Source organism: Phyllobacterium sophorae (assembly GCF_003010965.1).
Lineage (GTDB): Bacteria > Pseudomonadota > Alphaproteobacteria > Rhizobiales > Rhizobiaceae > Phyllobacterium > Phyllobacterium sophorae.
Window position 1 is genome coordinate 1 of sequence record NZ_PGGM01000003.1, and the last position, 22,351, is coordinate 22,351.

24 protein-coding genes are annotated in these 22,351 nt (G+C 54.3%); 16 read left to right on the forward strand and 8 right to left on the reverse strand.

Translation table 11 applies throughout. The annotated features are described in order from the left end of the window. The 11 genes from CU103_RS07775 to CU103_RS07825 form a co-directional block, all read left to right on the forward strand. The coding region (locus CU103_RS07775; RefSeq protein WP_146147757.1) for a helix-turn-helix domain-containing protein at positions 1-435 on the forward strand (435 nt) is incomplete at its 5' end. A gap of 130 nt (positions 436-565) precedes the next feature. Next, positions 566-1,336: an ABC transporter ATP-binding protein gene (locus tag CU103_RS07780; RefSeq protein ID WP_106663889.1), complete on the forward strand. Its 771-nt coding sequence runs from the start codon at positions 566-568 to the stop codon at positions 1,334-1,336. Further along, positions 1,333-2,010, forward strand: coding sequence for an ABC transporter permease (locus CU103_RS07785; RefSeq protein WP_106663365.1), 678 nt, complete (start codon positions 1,333-1,335; stop codon positions 2,008-2,010). Before CU103_RS07780 ends, CU103_RS07785 begins: the two co-directional genes overlap by 4 nt. Positions 2,011-2,020: 10 nt before the next feature. Beyond that, positions 2,021-2,779: an ABC transporter permease gene (locus CU103_RS07790; protein ID WP_106663366.1), complete on the forward strand. Its 759-nt coding sequence runs from the start codon at positions 2,021-2,023 to the stop codon at positions 2,777-2,779. Next, positions 2,776-3,966 carry an alanine racemase gene (gene alr / locus CU103_RS07795; protein WP_106663367.1) on the forward strand — a complete coding sequence of 397 codons (1,191 nt, stop codon included), beginning with the start codon at positions 2,776-2,778 and terminating at the stop codon, positions 3,964-3,966. The genes CU103_RS07790 and alr overlap by 4 nt, the downstream gene beginning before the upstream one ends. Next, positions 3,963-4,802: a transporter substrate-binding domain-containing protein gene (locus CU103_RS07800; RefSeq protein WP_106663368.1), complete on the forward strand. Its 840-nt coding sequence runs from the start codon at positions 3,963-3,965 to the stop codon at positions 4,800-4,802. Before alr ends, CU103_RS07800 begins: the two co-directional genes overlap by 4 nt. 317 nt (positions 4,803-5,119) lie before the next feature. Next, positions 5,120-5,323: a CsbD family protein gene (locus tag CU103_RS07805; RefSeq protein ID WP_106663890.1), complete on the forward strand. Its 204-nt coding sequence runs from the start codon at positions 5,120-5,122 to the stop codon at positions 5,321-5,323. Positions 5,324-5,430: 107 nt separating this feature from the next. Beyond that, positions 5,431-5,664 (forward strand): hypothetical protein, encoded by a 234-nt coding sequence (locus CU103_RS07810; protein ID WP_106663369.1) that lies wholly within the window; start codon positions 5,431-5,433, stop codon positions 5,662-5,664. A 6-nt stretch (positions 5,665-5,670) separates the two neighbouring features. Further along, the gene (locus CU103_RS31955; protein WP_245448665.1) at positions 5,671-6,327 is read left to right on the forward strand and encodes an EF-hand domain-containing protein; all 657 of its coding nucleotides are present in this window, start codon (positions 5,671-5,673) and stop codon (positions 6,325-6,327) included. Positions 6,328-6,853: 526 nt separating this feature from the next. After that, positions 6,854-7,108, forward strand: a complete 255-nt coding sequence (locus CU103_RS32725; RefSeq protein WP_170116993.1) for an alpha/beta fold hydrolase — start codon at positions 6,854-6,856, stop codon at positions 7,106-7,108. Positions 7,109-7,266: 158 nt separating this feature from the next. Continuing rightward, positions 7,267-7,476 carry a cold-shock protein gene (locus CU103_RS07825; protein ID WP_106663892.1) on the forward strand — a complete coding sequence of 70 codons (210 nt, stop codon included), beginning with the start codon at positions 7,267-7,269 and terminating at the stop codon, positions 7,474-7,476. A 92-nt stretch (positions 7,477-7,568) separates the two neighbouring features. Here the strand turns inward: CU103_RS07825 and CU103_RS31320 are convergent, their stop codons facing one another. Both CU103_RS31320 and CU103_RS07830 read right to left on the reverse strand, forming a co-directional pair. Next, positions 7,569-7,739: a hypothetical protein gene (locus CU103_RS31320; protein ID WP_162707355.1), complete on the reverse strand. Its 171-nt coding sequence runs from the start codon at positions 7,737-7,739 to the stop codon at positions 7,569-7,571. 268 nt (positions 7,740-8,007) lie between these two features. After that, complete coding sequence (locus CU103_RS07830) at positions 8,008-9,453, reverse strand: tetratricopeptide repeat protein (protein ID WP_106663371.1); 1,446 nt, start codon at positions 9,451-9,453, stop codon at positions 8,008-8,010. 447 nt (positions 9,454-9,900) lie between these two features. Here CU103_RS07830 and CU103_RS07835 point away from each other — a divergent pair, with 447 nt between their 5' ends. Continuing rightward, a complete protein-coding gene (locus CU103_RS07835; RefSeq protein ID WP_106663893.1) occupies positions 9,901-10,905 on the forward strand; it encodes a zinc-dependent alcohol dehydrogenase family protein in 1,005 nt (334 codons plus the stop codon). 145 nt (positions 10,906-11,050) lie between these two features. Here CU103_RS07835 and CU103_RS07840 read toward each other — a convergent pair whose 3' ends face one another. Continuing rightward, positions 11,051-11,413, reverse strand: a complete 363-nt coding sequence (locus CU103_RS07840) for a DUF6481 family protein (protein WP_106663372.1) — start codon at positions 11,411-11,413, stop codon at positions 11,051-11,053. 340 nt (positions 11,414-11,753) lie between these two features. Here CU103_RS07840 and CU103_RS07845 point away from each other — a divergent pair, with 340 nt between their 5' ends. Continuing rightward, a complete protein-coding gene (locus CU103_RS07845) occupies positions 11,754-12,659 on the forward strand; it encodes a hypothetical protein (RefSeq protein ID WP_112761087.1) in 906 nt (301 codons plus the stop codon). Between the two features lie 74 nt (positions 12,660-12,733). Here the strand turns inward: CU103_RS07845 and CU103_RS07850 are convergent, their stop codons facing one another. The 3 genes from CU103_RS07850 to CU103_RS07865 form a co-directional block, all read right to left on the reverse strand. Then, positions 12,734-13,147: a cupin domain-containing protein gene (locus CU103_RS07850; protein ID WP_106663374.1), complete on the reverse strand. Its 414-nt coding sequence runs from the start codon at positions 13,145-13,147 to the stop codon at positions 12,734-12,736. A 414-nt stretch (positions 13,148-13,561) separates the two neighbouring features. Beyond that, on the reverse strand, positions 13,562-14,947 hold the full coding sequence (locus CU103_RS07855; RefSeq protein ID WP_106663375.1) for an MFS transporter: 1,386 nt from the start codon (positions 14,945-14,947) through the stop codon (positions 13,562-13,564). Between the two features lie 269 nt (positions 14,948-15,216). Continuing rightward, positions 15,217-16,164 carry a dihydrodipicolinate synthase family protein gene (locus tag CU103_RS07865; protein WP_162707301.1) on the reverse strand — a complete coding sequence of 316 codons (948 nt, stop codon included), beginning with the start codon at positions 16,162-16,164 and terminating at the stop codon, positions 15,217-15,219. A 132-nt stretch (positions 16,165-16,296) separates the two neighbouring features. Here CU103_RS07865 and CU103_RS07870 point away from each other — a divergent pair, with 132 nt between their 5' ends. After that, positions 16,297-17,328 (forward strand): LacI family DNA-binding transcriptional regulator, encoded by a 1,032-nt coding sequence (locus CU103_RS07870; protein ID WP_106663377.1) that lies wholly within the window; start codon positions 16,297-16,299, stop codon positions 17,326-17,328. Between the two features lie 214 nt (positions 17,329-17,542). Here the strand turns inward: CU103_RS07870 and CU103_RS07875 are convergent, their stop codons facing one another. After that, positions 17,543-17,911: a DUF488 domain-containing protein gene (locus tag CU103_RS07875; RefSeq protein WP_106663895.1), complete on the reverse strand. Its 369-nt coding sequence runs from the start codon at positions 17,909-17,911 to the stop codon at positions 17,543-17,545. Between the two features lie 1,808 nt (positions 17,912-19,719). On the opposite strand from CU103_RS07875, the gene CU103_RS07890 reads away from it, so the two are divergent. Further along, positions 19,720-19,908 (forward strand): hypothetical protein, encoded by a 189-nt coding sequence (locus CU103_RS07890; RefSeq protein WP_106663379.1) that lies wholly within the window; start codon positions 19,720-19,722, stop codon positions 19,906-19,908. A 489-nt stretch (positions 19,909-20,397) separates the two neighbouring features. After that, positions 20,398-20,673 carry a response regulator gene (locus tag CU103_RS07895; protein WP_106663897.1) on the forward strand — a complete coding sequence of 92 codons (276 nt, stop codon included), beginning with the start codon at positions 20,398-20,400 and terminating at the stop codon, positions 20,671-20,673. Between the two features lie 465 nt (positions 20,674-21,138). Here CU103_RS07895 and CU103_RS07900 read toward each other — a convergent pair whose 3' ends face one another. Further along, on the reverse strand, positions 21,139-21,417 hold the full coding sequence (locus CU103_RS07900; protein ID WP_106663380.1) for a hypothetical protein: 279 nt from the start codon (positions 21,415-21,417) through the stop codon (positions 21,139-21,141). Between the last annotated feature and the right edge of the window lie 934 nt (positions 21,418-22,351).

Genomic DNA, 22,351 nt, shown 5'->3' on the forward strand with positions numbered 1-22,351 from the left:
CCGCTCAGCACCATGCTTGTCGAGAGCTATACCGCCACAATCTTCACCCAGCTGATGCGCAAGCAGAAATATCCGCCCCCCGTGCGCAAAGGCGGGCTCGCCGCCACGAACCTTAACCGGGTGATTGCGAAAATTGACGATGACCTCACGGCCGACTTGTCGCTTTTACAACTGGCCGAACTTGCCGGTTTGAGCGTTCCCCACTTTTGCCGCGCATTCAGGCAAACGCTCGGTTGTCCGCCATACACCTTCATTATCCGGCGCAGGATCGAGCGGGCAAAGGACTATTTGCGCCACTCCTCCAGGCCTGTCACCGATATCGCCCTGTCCTGTGGTTTCTCCAGTTCAAGCCATTTTTCCAATGCCTTCCGGCGAGAAACGGGAACGACCCCCTTGGCATATCGCGGCACCTGGCCGGGCAACGCACCGCAATGATTTACTGATCAGATCCCGCACTTGCATCAATTTACTGCAAGCACGGTCGCGCTGGCTATCGCATCCTCGCGAAAACGAGCCGAGGTCCCCAGTGAATACTCTCCCTGATGCCGGCAAAGTCCGGTCGATCATTTCTGACATCAACGCCCCGCTACGCGTCAAGAATCTCAAGAAGCGCTTTGGTGCGATCGAGGTCCTCAAAGGGATTTCCATGACCGCGCAGCGCGGCGATGTGATCTCCATCCTCGGAAGCAGCGGTTCAGGAAAAAGTACGTTTCTGCGATGCCTAAACTTTCTGGAAGAGGCTACGGAAGGTGAAATCTGGATTGCCGGAAAACGTGTCAGGATGACCGGCGGTCTCGTGGGTCAGCGAGAGGTCAACGCTCTGCGCGCCAAGCTGGGAATGGTATTCCAGCACTTCAACCTTTGGTCATGCAAGACCGTTCTCGAAAACATCGTTGAAGCACCGGTCCATGTACTCGGCATCTCGAAACAAGAGGCTCGCCTAAGGGCAGAAGAGTTGCTTCTAAAAGTGGGCCTGGTCGACAAACGCCACAATTATCCAACTCATCTTTCCGGCGGGCAACAACAAAGGGTGGCGATCGCGCGTGCTCTGGCGATGGAACCAGAGATACTCCTCTTTGACGAACCAACCTCCGCGCTGGATCCGGAGTTGGTTGGGGAGGTTTTGAAAGTCATTCGATCGCTCGCGGATGAAGGGCGCACGATGCTCATCGTTACACACGAGATCGGATTTGCCCGCGAGGTGTCCAACCACATCGTGTTTATGCATCAGGGGCAGATCGAAGAGGACGGCAATCCGGGCGAACTCTTCAGCAAGCCCTCCTCACCGCGGTTCAAACAGTTTCTGTCGGCGCATCTCGGGGATCGTTGCCAATGATCGAGTTGCAAGGCTTTGGCGATCAAATAGCCGTTGGCGCATTCACTACACTTCGCACAGCATTCACAAGTCTGGCGCTTGGTGTCTGCGTCGGTATTTGCGGTGCGGTGGCGAAGCGCAGCCGGCTTCGGATTATTCGGTGGCTCGCTGACTGCTACACCACGATTGTCCGTGGCGTTCCCGAGCTCCTTATCATTCTTATCCTGTACTTTGGCGGCACCGTTGCGTTGACAGCGCTGTTTGGTCGCTACGTCGAGGTCGATGCGTTCGCCGCTGGCGTCTTTGCATTGACGATCGTTTTTGGAGCGTACGCGACCGAAGTCTTCAGGGCGGCAATTCAGGCGGTGCCTTCAGGGCAGATTGAGGCGGCTCAAGCCCTTGGTCTGTCGAGGCTTTGCATATGGCACCTCGTTATTCTCCCCCAGATGTGGCGCTATGCGTTACCTGGACTCGGCAACCTTTGGCTCACGTTGCTAAAGGACACGGCGCTGATTTCCGTGGTCGGTCTCGAAGATCTGATGCGTAAGACGAGTATTGCTGCAGGAACCACCCATGATCCACTGACGTTCTATTCGATCGCTGCCAGCCTTTATCTGTTGTTCACCTCCCTTTCGCTGTTCGGCCTGACATGGCTCGAGCGCCGCGCCGATCGTGGCGTCCGGTTCGCGAAGTGAGACATTGGTCATGAACTTGCATCTCATTGTCGAAGTTCTGCCACTTCTTATCGAAGGTATGCTCCTCACGGCGCAACTGACGGTGACTTCCGTTGCTATGGGACTTCTCATTGCCGTTCCACTTGCGCTGTTGCGAACATCGCCGTGGCCCGTATTCTCGCATGCCATTCTCCTCTACACGTTCGTGTTTCGCGGCACCCCCCTGCTGGTACAGCTATTCCTCATCTATTACGGGGCCGGCCAGGTTGAGTGGATACGGTCAAGTGTTGCCTGGAGCATATTGAGAGAGCCTTACTGGTGCGCACTCATCACGTTTTCCCTGAACAATGCAGCCTACACGACGGAGATTTTGCGTGGTGGAATACGTGCGGTTCCTGCGGGTGAAATCGAAGCTGCGAAAGCGCTCGGTATGTCCTACGCGTTGCGCATTCGACGGATCGTCCTTCCTGTCGGCTTTCGGCTCGCGCTTCCGGCCTACGCCAATGAGGTCGTCTTGATGCTGAAGGCGAGTTCTCTCGCCAGCACCATCACTCTCATGGAATTAACCGGCACGGGGCGCAAGATCGTGGCGCAGACCTTTTCTCCTTACGAGGTCTTCATATCGGCGGCACTGATTTATCTCGGCTTAACATTTGTGATCGTTCATTTCTTTGGCCAGTTGGAAAGGCATATGGCAAAGCATCAAAGACGCATCGACCCAAGCAACAACAGCCGCTCGCGTCCCAGCGCCGCCGAGAAAATGTCCGCATCGCAGGAATTGGCATCATGAAGCCCGTTCTGGTGCCTTTTTCGGAAGTACGGGGGGCAGATCATGCCACCGCCGCAATCATGCGAGGTAGCTGGTACGAGATCGACCTTGATGCAATTCGACACAACTACCGGCAATTGCGCAGTCATCTGCCTCGGCACGTTAAGATCTATGCTTGCCTGAAACGCAACGCATACGGGTGCGGCGCTGGTCCAGTCGCCTCTGCCTTGGCCAAGGAGGGGGTCGATGGCTTCGCGGTGGCTTCGCTGCTCGATGCGATCGCTATTCGCCAGGAGGGCGTGTCCCACCCGCTTCTGCTCTATCCGGGCGCCCTGCCTTCGGCAGCGCCGACGATTGAGTCTCTTGATCTGACCGTCAGCGTTTCGACCATTGATGAGTTGGTGCAATGGCGAACTGCCATGACGAGACCGCGTGTGTTCATAAAGGTCGATCTTGGGTTCTTCCGTGCCGGGACCACACCGATGGAAGCGAACAAAATTCTCGCCACAGCCAGAGGTCTTGCGGATGTGGATGTCGAGGGCATCTACGCCCACATGAGTGAGTTGCCGACCGCGCAGCCATCAGATGCGCACGAGCAGCTTGATAGAATGCGTACAATATTGCGAGAAGCCGGCGTTCTGGGTTTGCGGCCAGCTGTGGTGATGATGTCCAGTACAGAGGGGGTGTTAAACCATCCGGACATGGACTTCGATGCCGTTGATCCAGGGGCGCTCTTTTTCGGGCTGTCAGAGTCCGACAAGCCCACCCGCCCGGTAACGTTGCGCCCCGCACTGAAATCCATCTCCGCAAGCCTAGTCTCGGTCAAGCGCCTCGACGCTTCACTCGGCCCCGTACCCGCCATATTCGGGACCAATCCGGGGATGACAATAGGGGTGATTGGCATGGGTTGGGGAGACGGGTTTCCCAGGCAGGTTCCAAGCGGTGCGGTGGGCCTCATACGGGGAAAGCGAGCTCGGTTGCTGCCTCCCGCCCATCTTGAACACATACGTATCGACTTAACCGATGTTCCAGAAGCTCGCTTTGGAGATCAGGTCGTGCTGCTCGGCCGTCAAGGTGATCAATCCATCACGCATGAAGAAGTCGCCACCTCCTGGGGGACAGATATCGTCGGCCTCTACGCGCAGCTCAGAGATCATGTCCCGAGGATTTACACCGCCAAGCAAACTCGAAAGGGTAATCCACAATGAATGGTTTCAAACGACTGTTATCTTTCCTTTTCGCTACCGCGATTGCCGCCCAGGCAAATGCCCAGGACGGCAAACCGATCAGGATCGCCACGGAAGGCGCATTTCCACCCTGGAATGCAGTCGACATGTCTGGAAAACCGGTCGGTTTTGACATCGATGTAGGAACGGCGCTTTGTGAACGCGCGAAATTGAAATGCCAATTCGTCACGCAGGCATGGGACGGTATCATTCCCGCTCTGAACGTCGGCAAATTCGATGCAATCATGGCCGGAATGTCGATCACCGAAAAAAGAAAGCAGGTTATCGCCTTTTCGAATCCCTATGCACTGACCTCCAATTACTTTGTTGTCAGAAAGTCGTTTGATCTTCCCGAGATGGCCAGCAATTTGAAAGTGAATCTGTCGTCCGAAGCGGAGGAGGAGAGGGGCGTTCTCCAGGCCCTGAAGGACAACCTTAAGGGAACAATTATCGGCGTGCAGGGATCAACGAACGCTGAAGTATTCGTACGGGAATATTTTGGCGACACCGTCGAAGTCCGGACATACGACAAGCAGGACAACCTGAATCTCGATCTGGTCGCAGGCCGCATCGACGGGGGACTCGCAGATTACTCCGTCTGGAAGGCATTTCTGGAGTCCAAAGAGGGTGCGATCGCAGCGCTCTACGGCCCCAGAATTTCGGGAGGACCCTTCGGGCCCGGCATCGGTATAGGATTGCGGAAGCATGACGAGATGATTGCCGGACAGTTTAATGGCGCGATTGAAGAAATTAAAGCGGATGGTACTCTGAAGGCACTGAGCTTGAAATGGTTCGGGGCAGACTTGGTGTCCAACTAGACTTGTGAGTTCTCGCTGAGGCGCGACTTTTGAGCATCGCTAGCGTATTCATCGCGTCCTCGCCATGATCTTTTGCCGAGACACTTCGGCGGGTCTTGTAGCCGAGGCATTTGCGCGGTGTCATATTGCGCTGATCGTAGACACGGCGCAGTTCGCTGTCACTGCTGGTGCAACTGGCTATCGGCCAGCTCGAGGAACCTATTTGCTTTCCAGCTGACGCCATCCTCATGATTTGGAGCGCCAAGCGATTGTGGAACTTTGATCGGAACACTGTCACCGTGTGGCGCGTTTCAAACCATCAAACAAGGAGGTTTGTCATGGATTGGGATCGCGTAGAAGGCAATTGGATGCAGCTGAAGGGCAAAATTAAAGAGCAATGGGGCAAATTGACCGATGATGACCTCGACGTCATCGCCGGGAAGCGTGAACAACTTGAAGGTAAGATTCAGGAGCGGTACGGCAAAGCCAAAGACGCGGCCAAGCGTGAGGTCGACGATTGGTATAACAGTCAGACTTGGTAGAGTTCAACCGGCGATGAATATGGCCCAGCACCGTGCGATTGCTGGGCCACTTACGACAGTTTTCAATTCTTCCGCTGTAAGTTCGCACAGTGACTGGAGGACATCGGATGGATCAGATTTATTTTGTTGCGGTCTTTGAACAGGGTGACGGCGGAGAGTTGTTTCGGGTCGGCGAACCGCAACGGTGTGGATCGGAGGAACAGGCGAGGACAGTCGCAAGGGATCTGGCGTCAAAGCACGCAGGGGTTATTGCCTGGAGCCAGGAAACAAAGCAGGGGACGGAGAAATATGGTCCTCCTATCGTTTTCTATACCGCTGGTGAAGTTATTGACATGAAATGACGGGCGTTGCTTGTAGACATCGCGTTGTACCTACCAAAAATTAACCCACCCATCATCTCCCATTCATTTTCGCACCGCTACGGTCTCTTCAACGGGCGGAGAAACCGCTTGCGATATAGGAGACAACGAATGAAACGTATCCTCGCTCTTATTTTGTCTGGCACATTTCTTACGGTATTTGCAGTGGGTGGCGTCTTCGCGCAAACGCAAACGCTCGCACCGACGCAGACACCAGCGTCCGGCGAAGCGCAAAACAAACCCGCGCCTGCCAGCAGGAATGCGAAACAAATAAGAGGAAATATGGACGCGAACGACGATGGGGCTGTGGACCTGACTGAGTTCACCAACACGGATCGCTTGAAGCAGGCCGATACGAACGGCGACGGAACGCTATCACAGCAAGAAATTGAGGCGATGGTGATGAAGCGTATGGTCGAACGTCAGGCCCGGCGAATGACCAATCGCCTTGACGTCAACCGCGATGGTGCCGTGACGATCGCAGAAGTCGAAAAGCAGAAAGGAAAGCGCTTTGCCTTGTTGGATCGCAATGACGATGGCAAATTGGAACAAAGCGAACTTCGCCACGGCAGGAAGACCGATGAACGTGGCGGCCATAGGCATCATCAGCATCAAAAGGCCGAAGAAGGCGATACCAACGATTAAGACAGGGCTTGGCTTGGGGGCTCCGAAATGGGCAACACGGGCCGCTACACGATCGCTATGGAAGACACGTGAGTGCCTGAAAGTTCTGCCACAGCCAGCGCTCGCTGCCAAACCCGGCCCAGTAGTCAGGGGAGGCATTTCGGGACGACAGTGATGCAGACACGCATGATCGAAGGTGACGCAATCACTATTGCGACGCAGGTCCACGGGGATCGGTCCGATTCACCGATTGTTCTCGTCATGGGGCAAAGGCATCTCTGGCGCGCTCAGGACGCTACGTTATCCGATACGATAACCGCGATACGGGGGGCTCTCGACGACCGGGAGCGGCGCCCTACGATATGAGCGATATGGGGAACGACAGCATGTCCGTCATGAACGGCAATCGCGCCGATATTCTGAAGTTTATGCTGCGCGATGCGCACGCGCCTTACTCGAACGGTCTCCATCATTTGCTTGCGCTACGAACCATTTCCTTATTCCAGACGACAACGGGACCAGAACGCTTGCCGCTTTTGACATTAAGGTGCCGACGCTCGTTATCCATGGCAAAACCGATCCGACCTTTCCCATTGAGCACGGCGAGGCGATAGCGTCAGTGCTTAGCGGTGCGACCCTTGTTCGAGTCGAAGGCGGAGGCATGAATTACACAAGGCGGACTGGCCACAGATCCCCAAAGCGTTCATTGAACATACCGAAAGGCGTTGAAGATAACGCGTCAAACGGTGCCGTTCGGCGAATAGTCAGAGGCACAATTATTGCTTTTAGGTTAGTTGCTTGACGTTCATGAAGCTTGGAAAGAGCTCGCCGTGCATATGATCTGAAACAATCCTGCGCATTGGTCGAAACCGTCCGAGCAATTTCAACGTCCTGATTGTGAAGCAGAGCATATCGCGCTATTGATGCGATACGTATCATGTGAAAGGGGAGGGTTTCATCTTGGCTAAAGGCACCGTTAAATGGTTTAATTCGACCAAGGGTTTTGGATTTATCCAGCCTGACGATGGCGGCGCAGACGTGTTCGTACACATCTCTGCGGTTGAGCGCGCTGGATTGCGTGGTCTCAATGATGGTCAGAAGATCAGTTATGAGCTCGTGCAGGACAAGAGGTCGGGCAAGACATCAGCTGATCAATTAAGTACGCTTTGACGTAGGACTCAGCGAGGAATCCTACGCGTAACAGAATCTATCCCAAGCGACGGGCCATGCAACTAGATACGGCGACTTTTAGTAATGCCTATCTATTTTTCATGGTCCAGCTTGGCATCGATTTCAGGAGCTTTTGGCGTTTCGCCGACCGCATCCGTTGCAGATTTAAGTTGCTTGGCGTCCCATAATGGCACTTGTTCACGAACGAGCTGCCGACGGCCGTTGCGTTTGATTTCAACGACAAATGATTTCGAATGCTTCATGAGATCTCTTTACGTTCGGAAGGAGCAAACCTGATTATAGGCATCAACGGAGTCAAACATATCCCGTTTCGATCCTCCAAAGCGCCCTGATTGCGCATCGCTAGTGCCTGTTTCCGGGAAGCAATGCTTTTACTTCGCAAGCGCTTGAGCATGTTAGTTCGACGGAACGCTTGCCAAGAGTGAGTTGAAATTTTTCCCCGAGGTTTCTGGCCGTAGGGTAGGACGGGTCGCAGCAAGATCATAAAATACAACGGTTACATACATTTGTTTAATGCTCTTGAATCGAATTCTTCCAAAATTTCGTTTTGCTCTGATGACTAGACCTTAGCTTCGCGACATAGTCTTCATGGGAATCGATGAAGGTCCGGTCTCCAATCTCCGCCCCCAGCCGCTTGGCCTCCGCTAAATGACGGGCAGCGTGCTTATATCGGGCGGTCCGTGCGCGATCGAGCACGAAGTCGATCAATGCGCGCAGCATGATGACTGATGCAGATGGGTGATTCTCCCGCAGCACCTCGGCTGCTGATGTCAGGAATTCATAGCGGTCGCCGTCGAACTCTGTTGCGCGCGAGATCACAAGTTTCGCTGCGTGATCCAGCGACGGCCACGACAATAAGAATGCCAAGGCGCGGTGAACGTCCGGATACTGATACCCATACGCGAGCGCCTTCTCCTCCGCCTCCATGTCGTCGAAATCCGGCAGACGTTTCAGAAATGCTCGCAGATGATCGGCGCTAAGCGTTCGTTCAAAAGAATGCCACCGAAATTCCTGGGCCTCCTCTTTACGTCCCAGCGCTTCCAATACCTCCGTGTATGCGACTTCCCATTCGAAAGTGTCTGGGTGGCCGACTGTGTGGTTCGCCTTGTTAATGGCATCCAGCGCTTCGTCCGGTCGCCCCGCGTCGACCAGCTTGCGGGCAATCTGTGCGGCGACCACTGGCTCGGACTTCGCTTGCGCATCTTGCAGGGCGATGAATGCGTCGACATCTCCCTGAGCGTTAGCGATTTGCTCCAGGGCAGTTCGTATGGTTCGATCGCGTTTTCGCAGATTGAGGATATCCTCGTAGGATGCTCTTGCATCGCTTGGGCCAGCGGTAGCTCGGTCAGCTCCTGGCAGATTGCTCTCGGCCAGTTTTGACCATTCCAAAAATAGAAATCTCAAGTGGTCGAGACCCTTCACGCCGAGTGAAGGCGCTAGCGCCTCTATCAGAGTGTCGTACTGGCCATATTCATTGTCCTGCAGCGCACTGAAGACGCGGTCCGCAAGCCGACGCGGGTTTCGTTCGGCCGCCTTTGCGATCACGCTCAGATCAGCACAAGCGAGACGGAAAATGGCCATGATCGTTCCATTGGCGTCGGCACAACGGCTAAAGACAGAACGAGCCACTCCCATAAAACGCCACATCACCTCCAGCGCTTCATCTGCGTTGCTGCCGGCGATTGTTTCAGCGATCACACGACGCTGGGTGTCGAGATCGTTCTTGAGCGCTTTAACCCGCCGCCATCCTACCTTAGACTTTGAACGGTCAATGGATGTCAGACGCTTGGTCACTTCCCGGGCAACCTCTTCGCCGCTCTGCATTCCGGCGAGCTCGATCCGCAAGAGTCGCTTGTTGGCCGCACTTCCCCTACTGATATCGATCAGCAAGGCGGCCAGCCTTTCGACACCTAGTGTCTCAAGATTCTTTGCGTTTAACGTCGTCTTCGATGCCACTTGTTATTCCTGCGTTCGTCGTCGAAACGACCTTATAGACGGTGATAGGCTCGGCCAACGATCGTGGCAAATTGTTTAAAGCAGGGATCTGTTCCACCGTACGGCGGCCAATCGCCCCTCCAGTGGAACCACCAAAAGAATGCCGCTGCCGAAGCGGTGCGGGCCTGAGCGGCGTGATTGACGTTTACAACACAATCGAGGTCAATCCGCGACCGACCGCTTGGGACATCAAAAGCGCATCGAGGACGCGTTGAAACGAGCAGCCGAAGTCGAAGCCAAGAGCATCACAGTGGCCGTCGACGGGTTCGGAAAAGTCAAACTCGAGGGCGTGTGAACGCCTGGTCTGCTCGGGGGGTAACGCTGGTGGACGACCGCATCATCGTTGTATGATTGTCCGCAGGACCCGCATTCTCTTCTTGCTATTGGGAAACGCCAATGAAAGCGGACATGCAAGCAATGGTTCTCCATAAAATCGGAGAGCCATTGATATTGGTGAAACGCCGAATACCGGAGCCGAGCACCGGCGAAATTCTGATTAGAATCGAAGCCTGCGCGGTTTGTCGAACGGATCTCCATGTCATCGACGGCGATCTCACCGCAGCGCGGTTGCCGCTTGTGCCGGGACATGAAATTGTCGGCACCGTGATCGATGTTGGACAAGGCGTCGATCCGATACGAAAGGAGCAGCGCGTTGGCGTTCCTTGGCTCGGCCACACGTGTGGTCGATGTGCCTATTGCCAACGCGGAGACGAAAACCTGTGCGATGAACCAGTCTTCACTGGATACACCCGCGATGGCGGCTTTGCCACGCATGTGGTTGCCGACGCAAATTTCTCGATCGAACTCGATTCCCATGCGGATCCAGTCTCTTTGGCACCACTCTTGTGCGCGGGTTTGATAGGCTGGCGTTCACTGAAAAAGACTGGCAAAGCCGAGAAAATCGGACTTTATGGTTTCGGCGCTGCGGCCCATATCATCACGCAAATCTGCACATGGCAGGACCGGGAAGTCTACGCATTCACTCGTCCGGGAGACACGCCGGCGCAGGTCTTTGCAAAGAGCCTTGGCGCCGCATGGGCGGGTGGTTCTGATGAAAGACCACCCGTGGAACTGGATGCCGCCATCATCTTCGCTCCAATCGGCGACATTGTCCCAACGGCCTTAAGAGCCGTGCGGAAGGGTGGCCGCGTGGTTTGCGGCGGTATCCATATGAGCGAAATTCCAGCCATGCCATATGCCACAATTTGGGGAGAGCGCGAGCTGGTTTCCGTGGCGAACTTGACGCGTGAGGATGCCAGAGACTTCTTCACGATCACCGGAAAAGCCGGTGTAAAAACGACGACCTCTTGCTATTCTCTGCAAGCGGTGAACCTCGCGCTTGCAGATCTGCGCTTCGGACGCTTGACTGGGGCCGCGGTCATCCTTCCACATGGAAACCGGCAGAATTCGTAACACCAAAACTCGTGCTTAAAAGAGTGTATTGCGATATGCGGCCATCGGCCAATCTATTCCAATGGATTGTGCATTCGGTGCGTAATCGTCGTCAACGATCTAGTTGTCGCTCATCGACGTCTTTGAAGACTGATCAGGCTGACTTTTACCGCTGCTTGGCTTTGCGGGCGGCATAACGTCGATCACGTTCGGCTTTGCGCTCAGCTTCATCGGTCAGAACCCGAGCGATGCGATTTCTTGCGTCAGCTTCGCGTGCGTCGGCCTCGGCCGAGGCGGCACGAGCAATGGCTTCAGCCTCGGCAGTTTGGCGGGCGAGATTTTCCTGCACCGATCGTTCGCGATCTGCTCGTCTTGCTTCCCGTGCCGCGGCAACTTCCACTCGTTTGGCACGTCTAACAACCATATCGGGGTCGCTCGATTTCGGCGCGGCCCCGAATTTTTTGAGCAGCTGTTCTTTGGCCTGCGCCGCAGCTGCACGCCGTTCACTCAATTCTTTGAGATTTTTCAATTGATGGTCGTCCTATGGGCGCAATGGCTTCGCTTGCGAAGCGATTGCCGACAATAAAGACCAGGCAAGAGCCCAGACTCAAGTTTATATTTAATCCATTGATGCCATCACTATGTCCATTGCAAGGCGGACGCTGATTATACAGCGCTTAATTATACTGGCGATGCCAGACGGGCCGTAACACGACTAGAGGGAGACTTTATGGAGTTTGATGCTGGGCCTGCAAACGATGTGACGACGATGAACCGCCAAATCCCTTGTGATCATGGCACGATATTTCCTGACGGCATATCGTTCGCCCGCAGTGTCGCTGGTGCATCCGTTTTTCGGGGAGACCATCATGGCTAAAACCTCTGTTCACCTTGATTTCAAGACTGCCTTCAAGATGGAGCCCGATCCAAAAGAAGCTCTCGTGTTCAAGATCAGGCCACGAAAGGGGATCTCGGCATCTGATGCCGTGAGAACAATGCGGCGTATAACGCTTGCGGAGCAGTTGGTAACAACAATGTCGGCAGGAGGCAGGATAAAGATCCTGGCCGAGGGAGATTCTTGGGTCAACCTCCTTTGGCCCGAGTCAAGCGCGTTGGGATACGAGATGACCTTTGTTAACGCCCTCGCTAAAGATATGGCAAAGTACGATACACTTAATATTGGTTTTCCAGGCGACACATTCGCGGAAATTACAAAAAATCCGCCCCAATATAAGCAACCGATTTCGGGCGGACAAAGGCAATTTTTCATATTTTCCGGTGGCGGCAACGATTTCCTCGGAGGTGGCAGTTTGGTCAAGTACGTCAAGCGCTTTTCTCAAGGTGGAGGCTCGAGCAACCCCCGCGACTACATCAAAGACAATGAGTTCAAGGCAATCCTGAACAGGCTCAAAATCGGATACAGACAAATGGTGAGGAACGTGGACGTTTGGTCAAGCGGCTACACCCACGTTCTGCTGCAGGGGTATGACTATGCGCATCCGCGTAACAACGGGCCGTGGTTGGGCAAACCGTTTAAGGCACTGGGATACGCCTGGGACAGCAATATCGCCAAAGAGATCGTGAAATACTCAGTCGACAGGTTTTATGAAATGCTGGGCGGAGTCGCGGATTCATCGGCAAAGGTACACCTTGTTGATGCAAGGAATTGCTGCCAGGGCAATTGGCATGATGAACTTCACCCCAACGAAAAAGCATCAAAGAAGATTGCAAAAAAATTCGATGCGGCAATCGACCAAATTCTGGCCGTGTCGTGACAATTCAACACGTCAACGGATACATGCAAGACCTTGAGTTATCGATCACTTTTGTCATTGATCGACGCAGCGGCTTAAGCCGGCACCAATTCATCCAGATCCGGCCGCAGCACGACACTTTCCTGCTCATTCGGGTCGGTGCGGGCGATGACAGCGGTGCACGGCGTGTTGCTGAGATTAGCGGGAAGGTGCGGGACACCGGCCGGTATGTAGAAAAGCTCCCCGGTATGCACGACAACATGTTCCTCCAGCCGATCGCCGTACCAGGTATGCGCTTCGCCGGACAGAACATAGATCGCCGTTTCGTGTGCCTCGTGCAAATGTGCCTTGGCGCGCGCGCCTGGCGGGATAGTGAGAATATGCATGCAGATTCCCGTGGATCCGACCGTCTCCGCGGCGATACCCTCGAAATAGTTGAGACCCTGCTTGCCGCCATAGGTGTGATGCGGCTTGACAATGCGGCAGGTGGGCTTGGACTTTGCGTCCATCATTCTCTCCTTCATCAACATTAGGGCTGAGCTCAAACACTAACATATCCGCGTGCCAGTTACCTCAGTTTCGAAGCGTACCGCGGGAGGCAGAGATGAGACGGCGGGAGACTGGTGGCAAAAACTTGTTATCAAGGGCATGAAAAAAGCATTCCGTTTTGGTAATTAACAAATTCAAGTTCCTGCGCGATGAAGAGATGGCCAGCCAAGCAACTGGTCTGTCATGCGATGGTCGCGCGGCAGTGTTGCACGCGACACTTTGCCGTCCCTTTTAATTCCTGCACCAAACCGCCAGCGCCGGACACGTCCCCAAAGGGTCAGTGAGGGTGCATTTGCACGCCCGACAGAACAATGACGCGGCAGAGAGAACTGCCGCGTCAGGTGTAACAATCGCAAGAACGGCCTAGCCCGGGTTTAAGGAGAGAGTTCTTCGAGAACCTTCCCCTTTGTTTCGATCGCAAAAAGCATGGTTATTAGCGCGCCAACGATCAGTATGGCCGAAAAAGTTGCGAAAACGTATTGGATACCCAACGTCGACATGATGAAGCCCACAACAATCGGGCCTGCCGAGGAGCCCAGACGCAGCCAGGCACTGCCAGTTCCCGTGCCAATCGCACGCAGCCGTGTTGGATAGATCTCGGCCGAATACAGATAAAGCGAGAATGTGACAGTCTGCACGATCGCATATGCAAGTCCCGCGAGGATAAGCACTTGCGTGGCCGATGTCGCGCCGAGCCACGCCAGGAGAAGCAGCGGAAGCGGTGCGATCAGCAATGCTCCAGTGTACCACCGTTTACGACCAACTTTGTCAATCAAAAGCGCGCAGATAACCGCTGCGACGACACCACCGACCGATGTGAAGAACCCGTATAGGATGCTTGTTTCCAGAGGCAGGTTGAACGTTTGGCGGTAAAGCGTCGGCAGCCAGGTGATCATGCCGTTGGCCACCATGTAGGCACAGAACCACATGGCCCAGATCGAAAGTGTGCGCTTGAGATAGATTCCCTGGAACAACTCCCGCCAGTCTGACTTTCGTTGGAAAGGTGCGGCGACAATTTTGGGTTCCGGCAGTTGCTGACCTGCATCGCGGGCACTTTTTTCCAACCGCGATACAATGCGATCAGCCTCCTCATAACGGCCATTAGCCACCAGCCAGCGCGGCGATTCATGCAAAAACCAGCGCAGCGGAATCATCAGGATCGCAGGAACAAGCCCGACAACAAACATGGCCTTCCAGCCATAGAGGGGAACCATGAAGTACCCGATTAAGCCGGCGCCAACCAGACCGAGCAGAAACATGACCTCATAGAGAAGGAAGAAGCGGCCGCGTCCCTTGGAGCTGATCATTTCGTTGATATAGGCGCTGGCGACAGGTACTTCGCCACCGGTACCGATCCCTTGGACGAAGCGGAATGCCATCATCATTGTCGCTCCGGCGGCAAAAAGGCAGGCTACATCCATGCTGACGAACAACAGGATGGTAAATAGCAGGACTTTGAGCCGACCGATCTTCTCGGCAAGCCAGCCAAACAGGATCGCACCAATCAATTGGCCGAGATAGCCCATCGACAGTATCATACCTGTCTGGCCCGGTGTTAATCCCCACTCTCGAACAAGGACGGGCATAGCATAGGCGATTGCGATGACCGTATAACCGTCGAAGAAAGTGGCAGCCCCAACGATGTTACGAGCCCAGAAGACTTCCCGGGTTATTGGAAGACGCTCAAGGCGGGCGCTGATGTCGGCCTGCGGTTCGGTAACCTGTGCCGATCCAACGGGTATTGGCTGAACTAAATTCATTACTCCTCCTTCCCGCCCTGTGGCCTACCATTCTCCCGGCCATGGGGCGCTCCAATGTGATTGGTTGTACGGCACAATCCGGTGCCGATCGCAAAAAGACCTTGATGAAAGCTGCCTTCATAGCCTGTCAACTTGGAATGGTTTGAAGAAAGAGCTGCCTGGCGGCAATCAGTTCTGTCCTGAATTGCCAGAAGCAAACCTGGCGGAACTGCAAATTTCTCCTCCCATCAACAATAATCCCCCCGGACCGCTCGGGGGGGTATTGTTGTCTATTCCGCAGCCAAGAGCTGTTCGACCCGACCAATACCCGCAGCATCGAAGGCGGCAAAGATTTCGGCTTCGGCCTTTTCGCCAAGGTCTTTCAGCGGCTCACGGATCGTCGCGTGTTCCAGAATCCCTCGATGAACAAGACCAAGTTTCAGTGCAACGGTGCCTTCCATGTGTGAGCCGCGATGATAAACGGCGCGGGTAACTGGCAGGAGGCGTTCAAAGATCTTGCGTGCCTGGGGATAATCCTGTGCCTTGCCGGCTTTGATCAGGTCGACAAGGAGTTCAGGCGCTATGTTGCCATAACCAACGAGCAGCCCATCAACGTCAAACATTGTCGGTAGCAGCCATTCATCATGGCAGCTCAGAATCTGCAGATTGGGATTGGCTTTCTTGAGTTCAGGAATCTCGACATACCAACGTTTCATGTTGCGTACACCGTTCTTCGTCGCAACGACGCCAGGCTGCGTGGCGATCTCAAGCTGGGTATCAAGATCATAGGAGGCTTTGGTCGCGTCCGGATATTGGAACAGGATGCACTGAAGTCCGGACTCTTCCCAGATGGCCTTGTACCGGTCCTGGGGTGCGCCCCTTTGGAAACCAAAGCGCAGCCAGCCGTGATTTGGGTAGACAAGCGCGCCAGTGGCACCGGCGGCCTTGCACTTCTTGGCCTCCGCGGCGGCAACCTTCGTGCCTTCACCAGTGATGCCGGCAATGATTGGAACAGCGCCGTCAACCGCTTCGACATAGGTGCGGATCAGGGCAAGGCGTTCTTCTTCAGTCAGGAAAGTGCCTTCACCAGCGTGACCGAGGATGACAAGGCTCTTCACGCCCTCCATCGATACGAGCCATTTCGCGATACGCGCATTGGCTTTGTGGTCTACTTCGCCATCGCGGGTAAACGGGGTAACGGGAGCAGGACTAAGGCCGCGTAAATCCATCGGGTTCATATCAATCTCCTCCATAGGATCGTTAGTGGGAACGTTCCCATAATCGTTCTCAAAAACTCTGGTGTCAACGATTTTTTTAGGGCATCTTACAATGTAGTGGTCGCTTAGGGCCTATAAACGCGGAAAGTTGTAATGAATTCAAAGGTAGACGAAGTTTCGTGGCAGCAACGCGTCACCCTCTATGACGTTGCGGCCGCGGCTGGTGTGTCAAAATCCACTGTGTCGCGCATATTGGATGAAAGACTGCCGCGCTCGGACAATGAGACTGCAAAGCGGGTCAGAAAGATCGCCGAAAAGCTCGGTTACGTCCGCGATGTCTCGGCATCGAGCCTCAGACGTGGCAACACCATGACTGTCGGCGTCATCGTGCCCCGGCTCACGGACACCGTAATGGCGATGCTGTACGAATCTCTGGCAAAGGCCTGCAGTCGTTCAGGCCGCTTTGCGATCGTCGCAACGACCGATGATAAGCCCAACGCTGACCGGCTGGCCGCAGAGTCTTTGCTGAGGCGAGGGGTCGATGGACTCATATTGTCAACGGCTCGTGAGGATGATGACTTCCCGGACGAACTCAGTCGAAGGGGAATTCCCTATGTCCTGGCGTTGCGAACAGATGGCCACAGTCTGTCCTCGATCGGCGACGATAGGCTCGGCGGGTACCTTGCGACCCGCCATTTGCTCGATCTGGGACATCGAATGATTGGGGTCATTGCCGGGCCTTCCTATGCCTCCAGTTCCCGTGGCCGCGTCGAAGGTTATAAGCAAGCGCTCGGTGAAGCAGGTATCGTGGTTAATCAAGACTACATCATACCCTCAACGTTCGGTATCAATTCCGGAACGGAGGCCGTCGAAGGGCTCATGCGACTCGATCCCCGACCGACCGCAGTGTTCGCCGTTAACGACAATACCGCTATTGGCGCGCTATCGGGTCTCGCCAGGCTCAGTTTGTCCGTCCCTGGCGATGTTTCATTGGTCGGCTACAACGACATTCCGATCCTAAGCCATTTGCCAACGCCGCTGACCACGCTGAGGGTACCCTTTGATCAGATTGCATCCGAAGCCCTCGACCTGTTGGGGCGCGAGAATGTCGTTCAAGAGGAGCGAATTCGCGTTTCCGCTCCCACTCTTATCCCCCGGAAGTCCACCGCACCGCATGATGGCTGATTTATTGGCACAACTACGATGTCGGAAAGTGTCAGTCGATGAAAGTAGGGCGGACCTGACTATAAGCTCTACTGGGCAGGTTGAAAAATTTTAAACGAGGATACGTCGAGCGATCGTGAAGGAAGCGAATGAGCTTATTGCAATGGGCAGCGTCGCAATTCCGTGGTCATGCGGTGCGGAACGATCTGTTTGAGCGCGGGGGTCATTTCCTCCGCTAGTGATCCAAAATCAGGGTTTTCAACGCCACGGCGTTATTATGCGCTTCGTCATGGGCGGCAAAAACCAGTGTAATTTTCTCATTTTGCGCGAAGGAGCGCAATTGATCCAGAAGAGCATGATTTTGTTTGACCTCTCGTGCATAGCGCCGACGAAATTCGTTCCAGCGGGCAGGATCGTGCGCGAACCACTTGCGCAATTCTGTGCTGGGCGCAATTTCCTTCATCCACAGATCAAGCGCAGCATCTTTCTTTGAAACACCGCGCGGCCAAATGCGGTCCACAAGAATTCGCATGCCGTCGTTCGCTGCCGGAGGTTCGTATATCCGTTTCAACTTCACATTTTCGGCCGGAACAGATGTCATCATTTGCTTGGGTCCCTGGCTTGATTCTTCAATGATACACTTGGGCACATATTTCACGGCCCTTTTGGCTCCCACCACAAACAAACCGGAAATTGGGCAGCAGAAAGCGTTTGCTCCCCCCAAGTTGGATTTATCGACATACCATTCGTGATCGAGCTTTCAGATGGCTCACTCGGCGACACGAGAAATTGCTTCGCGCTTGTTCGCAAGATTTCAAGACCGTAGCAACCGCTTACCTTTATGCCACGTGGGCGCGAGCTTGCCTGTCGGCGGTGAGCCCGTGGCGTGGTGTCGATAAAGACACCAGCTTCCCACAGCCTCGACAAAATGGCCAGCCAGGCACATTGCCAAAATTTCCGTGCAATTTGTCAGCTTCGGCCCGCCCGCGTCGTCATTGCTCCAATATGGATCTGGCGACGTCGTAAGCGCAATCAATGGCGATGGCGAAAAGCGCCGGTTCCTGGCTCAACACTAGCCCTTTCGAATGATTAGTCCGTCGTGCATTTCGAAGACACCATATTGTCCTCCCTGCCTATTGAAGCACTGTTCCAGATCACCCCAACTGCCAAGGAATCTACCGCAGGTGGTACAGGTGATCGGGGTATCGCCTGTGACGTGTTTAGGGATGTTGAGATAGATGGTGCCGCAGTCTGGGCAGCCGAGTCCGTGGTCCAACTTCTGATCCATTTTTAGCCCCATGAGCGAACAAACAAGAGAAGAAGAACGGAAAAAATATATTTCGCTTTTTGGTAACTTCAATGGCATGTCAAGCAGCGGACAATTCTTGCAGCAGCGGCGAACCGCTGGGCTCTGAGACTTTTGTCGGAGAGCAGTGCCAAGGAACCCGCATCCAATTTAGGGGTGGCAGCACTTGCGCTGAGGCGGCAGATGTTAACGGGCTTCCGTTCGGTCCCGGCCCGCTCCAACCGCAATGGATGCGACATTCGAGAGCCTGCTGGCAAAACAAGAGCAGGCGGAGCTCGACCAAGCAAGGCGCTAGGCCTCACCATCCGATCGTGCGCGCGGCCGTACCGCTTTTCAAAGCCGACGCTCCCGATGTTGCAACCGGATGTACGCAGCCATGCTCGAACAGCCCGGCCGGCGCTCTTCGTGCGCTTATGGGTTAGCTAAGCGGGCGGTATTTCAGAAGTTTCGTTTCTTCATGAGCTGCGCGACATGCAATTCAATTGATAATGCCACATCCTCACGCCTGGCGAGGGCCAGATTGTCAGTCAGCTCGGCTATTGCTGCCAGCACTTCGTCTCGGTGCCATCCAACATCGCAAGCGCGGCCGACCAGCTCAATCGGCTCGTCCGCTATTGCCATCTTACAGGCATCAAAGCGGTCTGAATGTTTCCTCGGTTTGTCTGGTCTTAACATCGCCATTGTGAGCCCTCCGGTTCACAATAACATAGTCTCGCTTTTCGTCTTCTGGCTATTAAGAATGAGGCTGATGTCAGAAAGTGATCTCTGCTCTGCGGCACAAATTGGCCTTGGCGAATGAAATTTGCTCGCGTTCTGTTCTCTCGTCGAAATGATAAAAGGTATGCGCTGGCAGGCGGTTCGCCAAGCGGTGATGGTGCAAGTGACGTGGTGCCATTTCTCGCTGCGCGATTGGCATTTAGTTGGGCTTTCATCGTTAACTTGGAAAGAGCTATCGAGCCCGACGTGTTTAGGCGGTTTCTTGGGCTATCGAAGGTTGGCGCAGCGCAACCGGCCTGACTGAAGGCGGCCCCAACAAAACTGTGATTTTGCCGAATTGGGATTAGCGGTTATTCTGGCCGCGCACCACAAAAGCTCGGAGTTGGACGATGAGAATGATTCTCGTACTTGCCGCTGCGTTCGGTTTTACCGTTTCGGCCGCCTCGGCCGACTGTGTCGGACATACCGCGTCCGTTGACAAAGAAATGACAACGGCAAGTGTTTCGAAAGACCAGACCCCCATTCCTTCTGATGCCCAGTCGGTCAAGAAGGAACTGCCGCAACAGGAAGCCGAATAGCTCGAGCCTCCAAGGAATGTGACGGATCGAATGCCGTCGGGAGGTTGGACGACCAACGTCGCCCAAGCAATTTTGGGCGCCGCCAGGGACTGGCCGATTGGCCTCCAACGTGAGTATGAGTGTCGGCGAGATCGGCCAATGTAGCGGTGCTCTTGTTCTCGCCACCTGGCAGCCGGGGCCCACTAATAATCTGACGCGATCTGCATCGCATTCTAACACCGAAGTTCCAACGTCAAGTTCCGGTAAGAAGGTCGAAGCGTTGTGCCTGGCAGCCGTTCGCCTGCGATGACGACCGAATGATATCAACCTGCAGCCCTTCATTTCCAACACCCGCTTCATGAGTGAAGCCTGTGCACTTGCCTTTAGGACAGCATCGGAGATCCTTAGTCAGCTCTATCATCCATCGAGCTGACCATTTTCTCAAATCTGGCTGAAGTGACGCACACAGTGGGACCAAGCATCGTGGCTGTCGTGGAAGTCGATCCGAGCATGCGCAGGAGCGTTCAGCGCTTGCTGAATGCCCATGGCTCCGTGACGGAGGAATATTCGTCGGCCGCAGACTTTCTTTGTCACTCCGAATTGCAGCGCCGATTGAGGGCTTCGGGCTCCAAGCTTCCGGTGATTTTCATCACTGCTCTCGAAGACGGCGCACTGGAAGCGGAGGTGACACAAGCCGGTTGCGTCGCCTATCTGCGCAAGCCGTTTCCGGCCAACCTACTAATCAACGCAATCAACAATGAATGGGTAGCTTCTACGACCGATTGATCGGCAGGTGACTGCTCATGGCGCCGAAGCGACCATCGGGCCACCGCCAACAGCTGATAGTCGGGGGGCCAGAGTTTAATCTGTTCAGCGATCTTCAAGGCTGATGCTACAGACCGCAATATCGATGAGATCGACGGCCGGCTGAAAACGGTTGAGAAACCGATTGCGGAGTTTGAGAAATGGCGGGAGAGGCGATAATGCTCGGTTCTCTCGTTTCGGCCTATATCGGGGTTATCGCTAAATGCGATATGGCGCAAGCCAGTAAGACTTCTGTCGTAGCTTAAAATACATTAGAAAATCGCGGGTGAGCTAATTACGTGAGCCCCGCTCAGCTTACAATCCTGTCGATGCAGGGTGTCAGCCGTTTTTCGCTGCGTTCGTCGCTGCCAATCATCGCAGAAAACACGCCCACTCAAACATCGGTCGGAAAGCCTGCTCCCTATTAACAGCCGTTTCTTTGGATAATTACGCGTCTGCCGGTCCCTTAAAACTGTTGCGGTCGCCACTGCTCCAGATGTCGAGGGCTTCAAGATTATCTTCCGTTGTGATCCGTTCGTATTTCTCTTCAGCGTCGCGGATGCGGTACTGGAAGGAGCGGCCCAAAGGTGGAAGGGTAGCCAAAATCTGGAATATGGCGCTCGGTTTCATCATCGCCCCACCGCCGCTTCGCATTCGGACCTGCTGACCGATTACAAAACGGTGTGGAGGTGTTTCAGGGGCTTTATAACGCCGGTGGATGTGCATGTGATTGTCTCCTGATCTTCTAATTGCCGTCTCGCGTTCGGGGTAGGCGATCGCGAAAGCTGCGTTTGGGGGGGTGGAATTCCTGGCCGGATGTGGATGAAAGTCGCGACGCTGGTAGGCCTAGCCAAGGACAGACCTTCGATTATATTTTCGTCCTCGTTGATATCGTCGTCGCCCACAGGCCGAATCCCATCCAGTCCGCGCAAGGCGAAGGGGGCCTCGAAATAAGCCATTGAACGTTTGGTGCGCGTGGTCATGTCATTTCCTCTGAGGAACGATGCTCAGATGAGAGCAACCATCGCGTGGCAAGGAATGACACGCAAAGGATCGGCAGTTTGGGATGAGATTGGCGGGTCGGGGATTTTTGACGCCGCGAAGAGCCAAAGTTTGGCCAAAAGACGATAGCACAACGTTGCTCTGCAATTGCGCCTTAATTGCGACTGAGCGGCATGTCGATGTAAAATAAAAACCAACAAGATAGCTTCAAAGCGCAAATAAGCTCCCCACGATTTGTCACATTGTGCTACTATGTTTTTCGGGTCGGTTTATTTTAAACAAAGGAAGCCGCCATGAAAAACCTTAGTCATGTCAAAAATTATTTCGACGACCACAAGATCGTTGTATTCAAGGCTTTATTTTCCATCGCCATTGTGTTGCTAATCTATTCAATACTCTTTGGAATCACTTGGTAAATTCAGTTTGACAGGACGCTGGGCCTTTACTTCACTGAGCCGCGATTGTTCGCGCTCTGGCAATCGATCAACGAAAACTTGAGGCTCAACAGTCTATAAGGTGTTGATTTTGACTATCAATGAATTCCACAACAATCAGAACGCCATCGATATTGGCGTTTGGGAAAACCAAGGCGGCGCGCTCCATCGCTTCAGCATGCATCATCATTATGGCCGTCGAATAGAGCCCAATCGATGTGGAC

Coding starts and splice junctions, on each gene's coding strand:
- CU103_RS07870 (WP_106663377.1), top strand. CDS start 16,297: ATGAATTCAAAGGTAGACGAAGTTTCGTGGCAGCAACGCGTCACCCTC.
- CU103_RS07900 (WP_106663380.1), bottom strand. CDS start 21,417: ATGCACATCCACCGGCGTTATAAAGCCCCTGAAACACCTCCACACCGT.
- CU103_RS07790 (WP_106663366.1), top strand. CDS start 2,021: ATGAACTTGCATCTCATTGTCGAAGTTCTGCCACTTCTTATCGAAGGT.
- CU103_RS07855 (WP_106663375.1), bottom strand. CDS start 14,947: ATGAATTTAGTTCAGCCAATACCCGTTGGATCGGCACAGGTTACCGAA.
- CU103_RS07805 (WP_106663890.1), top strand. CDS start 5,120: ATGGATTGGGATCGCGTAGAAGGCAATTGGATGCAGCTGAAGGGCAAA.
- CU103_RS07810 (WP_106663369.1), top strand. CDS start 5,431: ATGGATCAGATTTATTTTGTTGCGGTCTTTGAACAGGGTGACGGCGGA.
- CU103_RS07895 (WP_106663897.1), top strand. CDS start 20,398: ATGCGCAGGAGCGTTCAGCGCTTGCTGAATGCCCATGGCTCCGTGACG.
- CU103_RS07845 (WP_112761087.1), top strand. CDS start 11,754: ATGGCTAAAACCTCTGTTCACCTTGATTTCAAGACTGCCTTCAAGATG.
- CU103_RS07890 (WP_106663379.1), top strand. CDS start 19,720: ATGAGAATGATTCTCGTACTTGCCGCTGCGTTCGGTTTTACCGTTTCG.
- CU103_RS07865 (WP_162707301.1), bottom strand. CDS start 16,164: ATGAACCCGATGGATTTACGCGGCCTTAGTCCTGCTCCCGTTACCCCG.
- CU103_RS07800 (WP_106663368.1), top strand. CDS start 3,963: ATGAATGGTTTCAAACGACTGTTATCTTTCCTTTTCGCTACCGCGATT.
- CU103_RS07875 (WP_106663895.1), bottom strand. CDS start 17,911: ATGATGACATCTGTTCCGGCCGAAAATGTGAAGTTGAAACGGATATAC.
- alr (WP_106663367.1), top strand. CDS start 2,776: ATGAAGCCCGTTCTGGTGCCTTTTTCGGAAGTACGGGGGGCAGATCAT.
- CU103_RS07835 (WP_106663893.1), top strand. CDS start 9,901: ATGCAAGCAATGGTTCTCCATAAAATCGGAGAGCCATTGATATTGGTG.
- CU103_RS07850 (WP_106663374.1), bottom strand. CDS start 13,147: ATGGACGCAAAGTCCAAGCCCACCTGCCGCATTGTCAAGCCGCATCAC.
- CU103_RS31320 (WP_162707355.1), bottom strand. CDS start 7,739: ATGAAGCATTCGAAATCATTTGTCGTTGAAATCAAACGCAACGGCCGT.
- CU103_RS07785 (WP_106663365.1), top strand. CDS start 1,333: ATGATCGAGTTGCAAGGCTTTGGCGATCAAATAGCCGTTGGCGCATTC.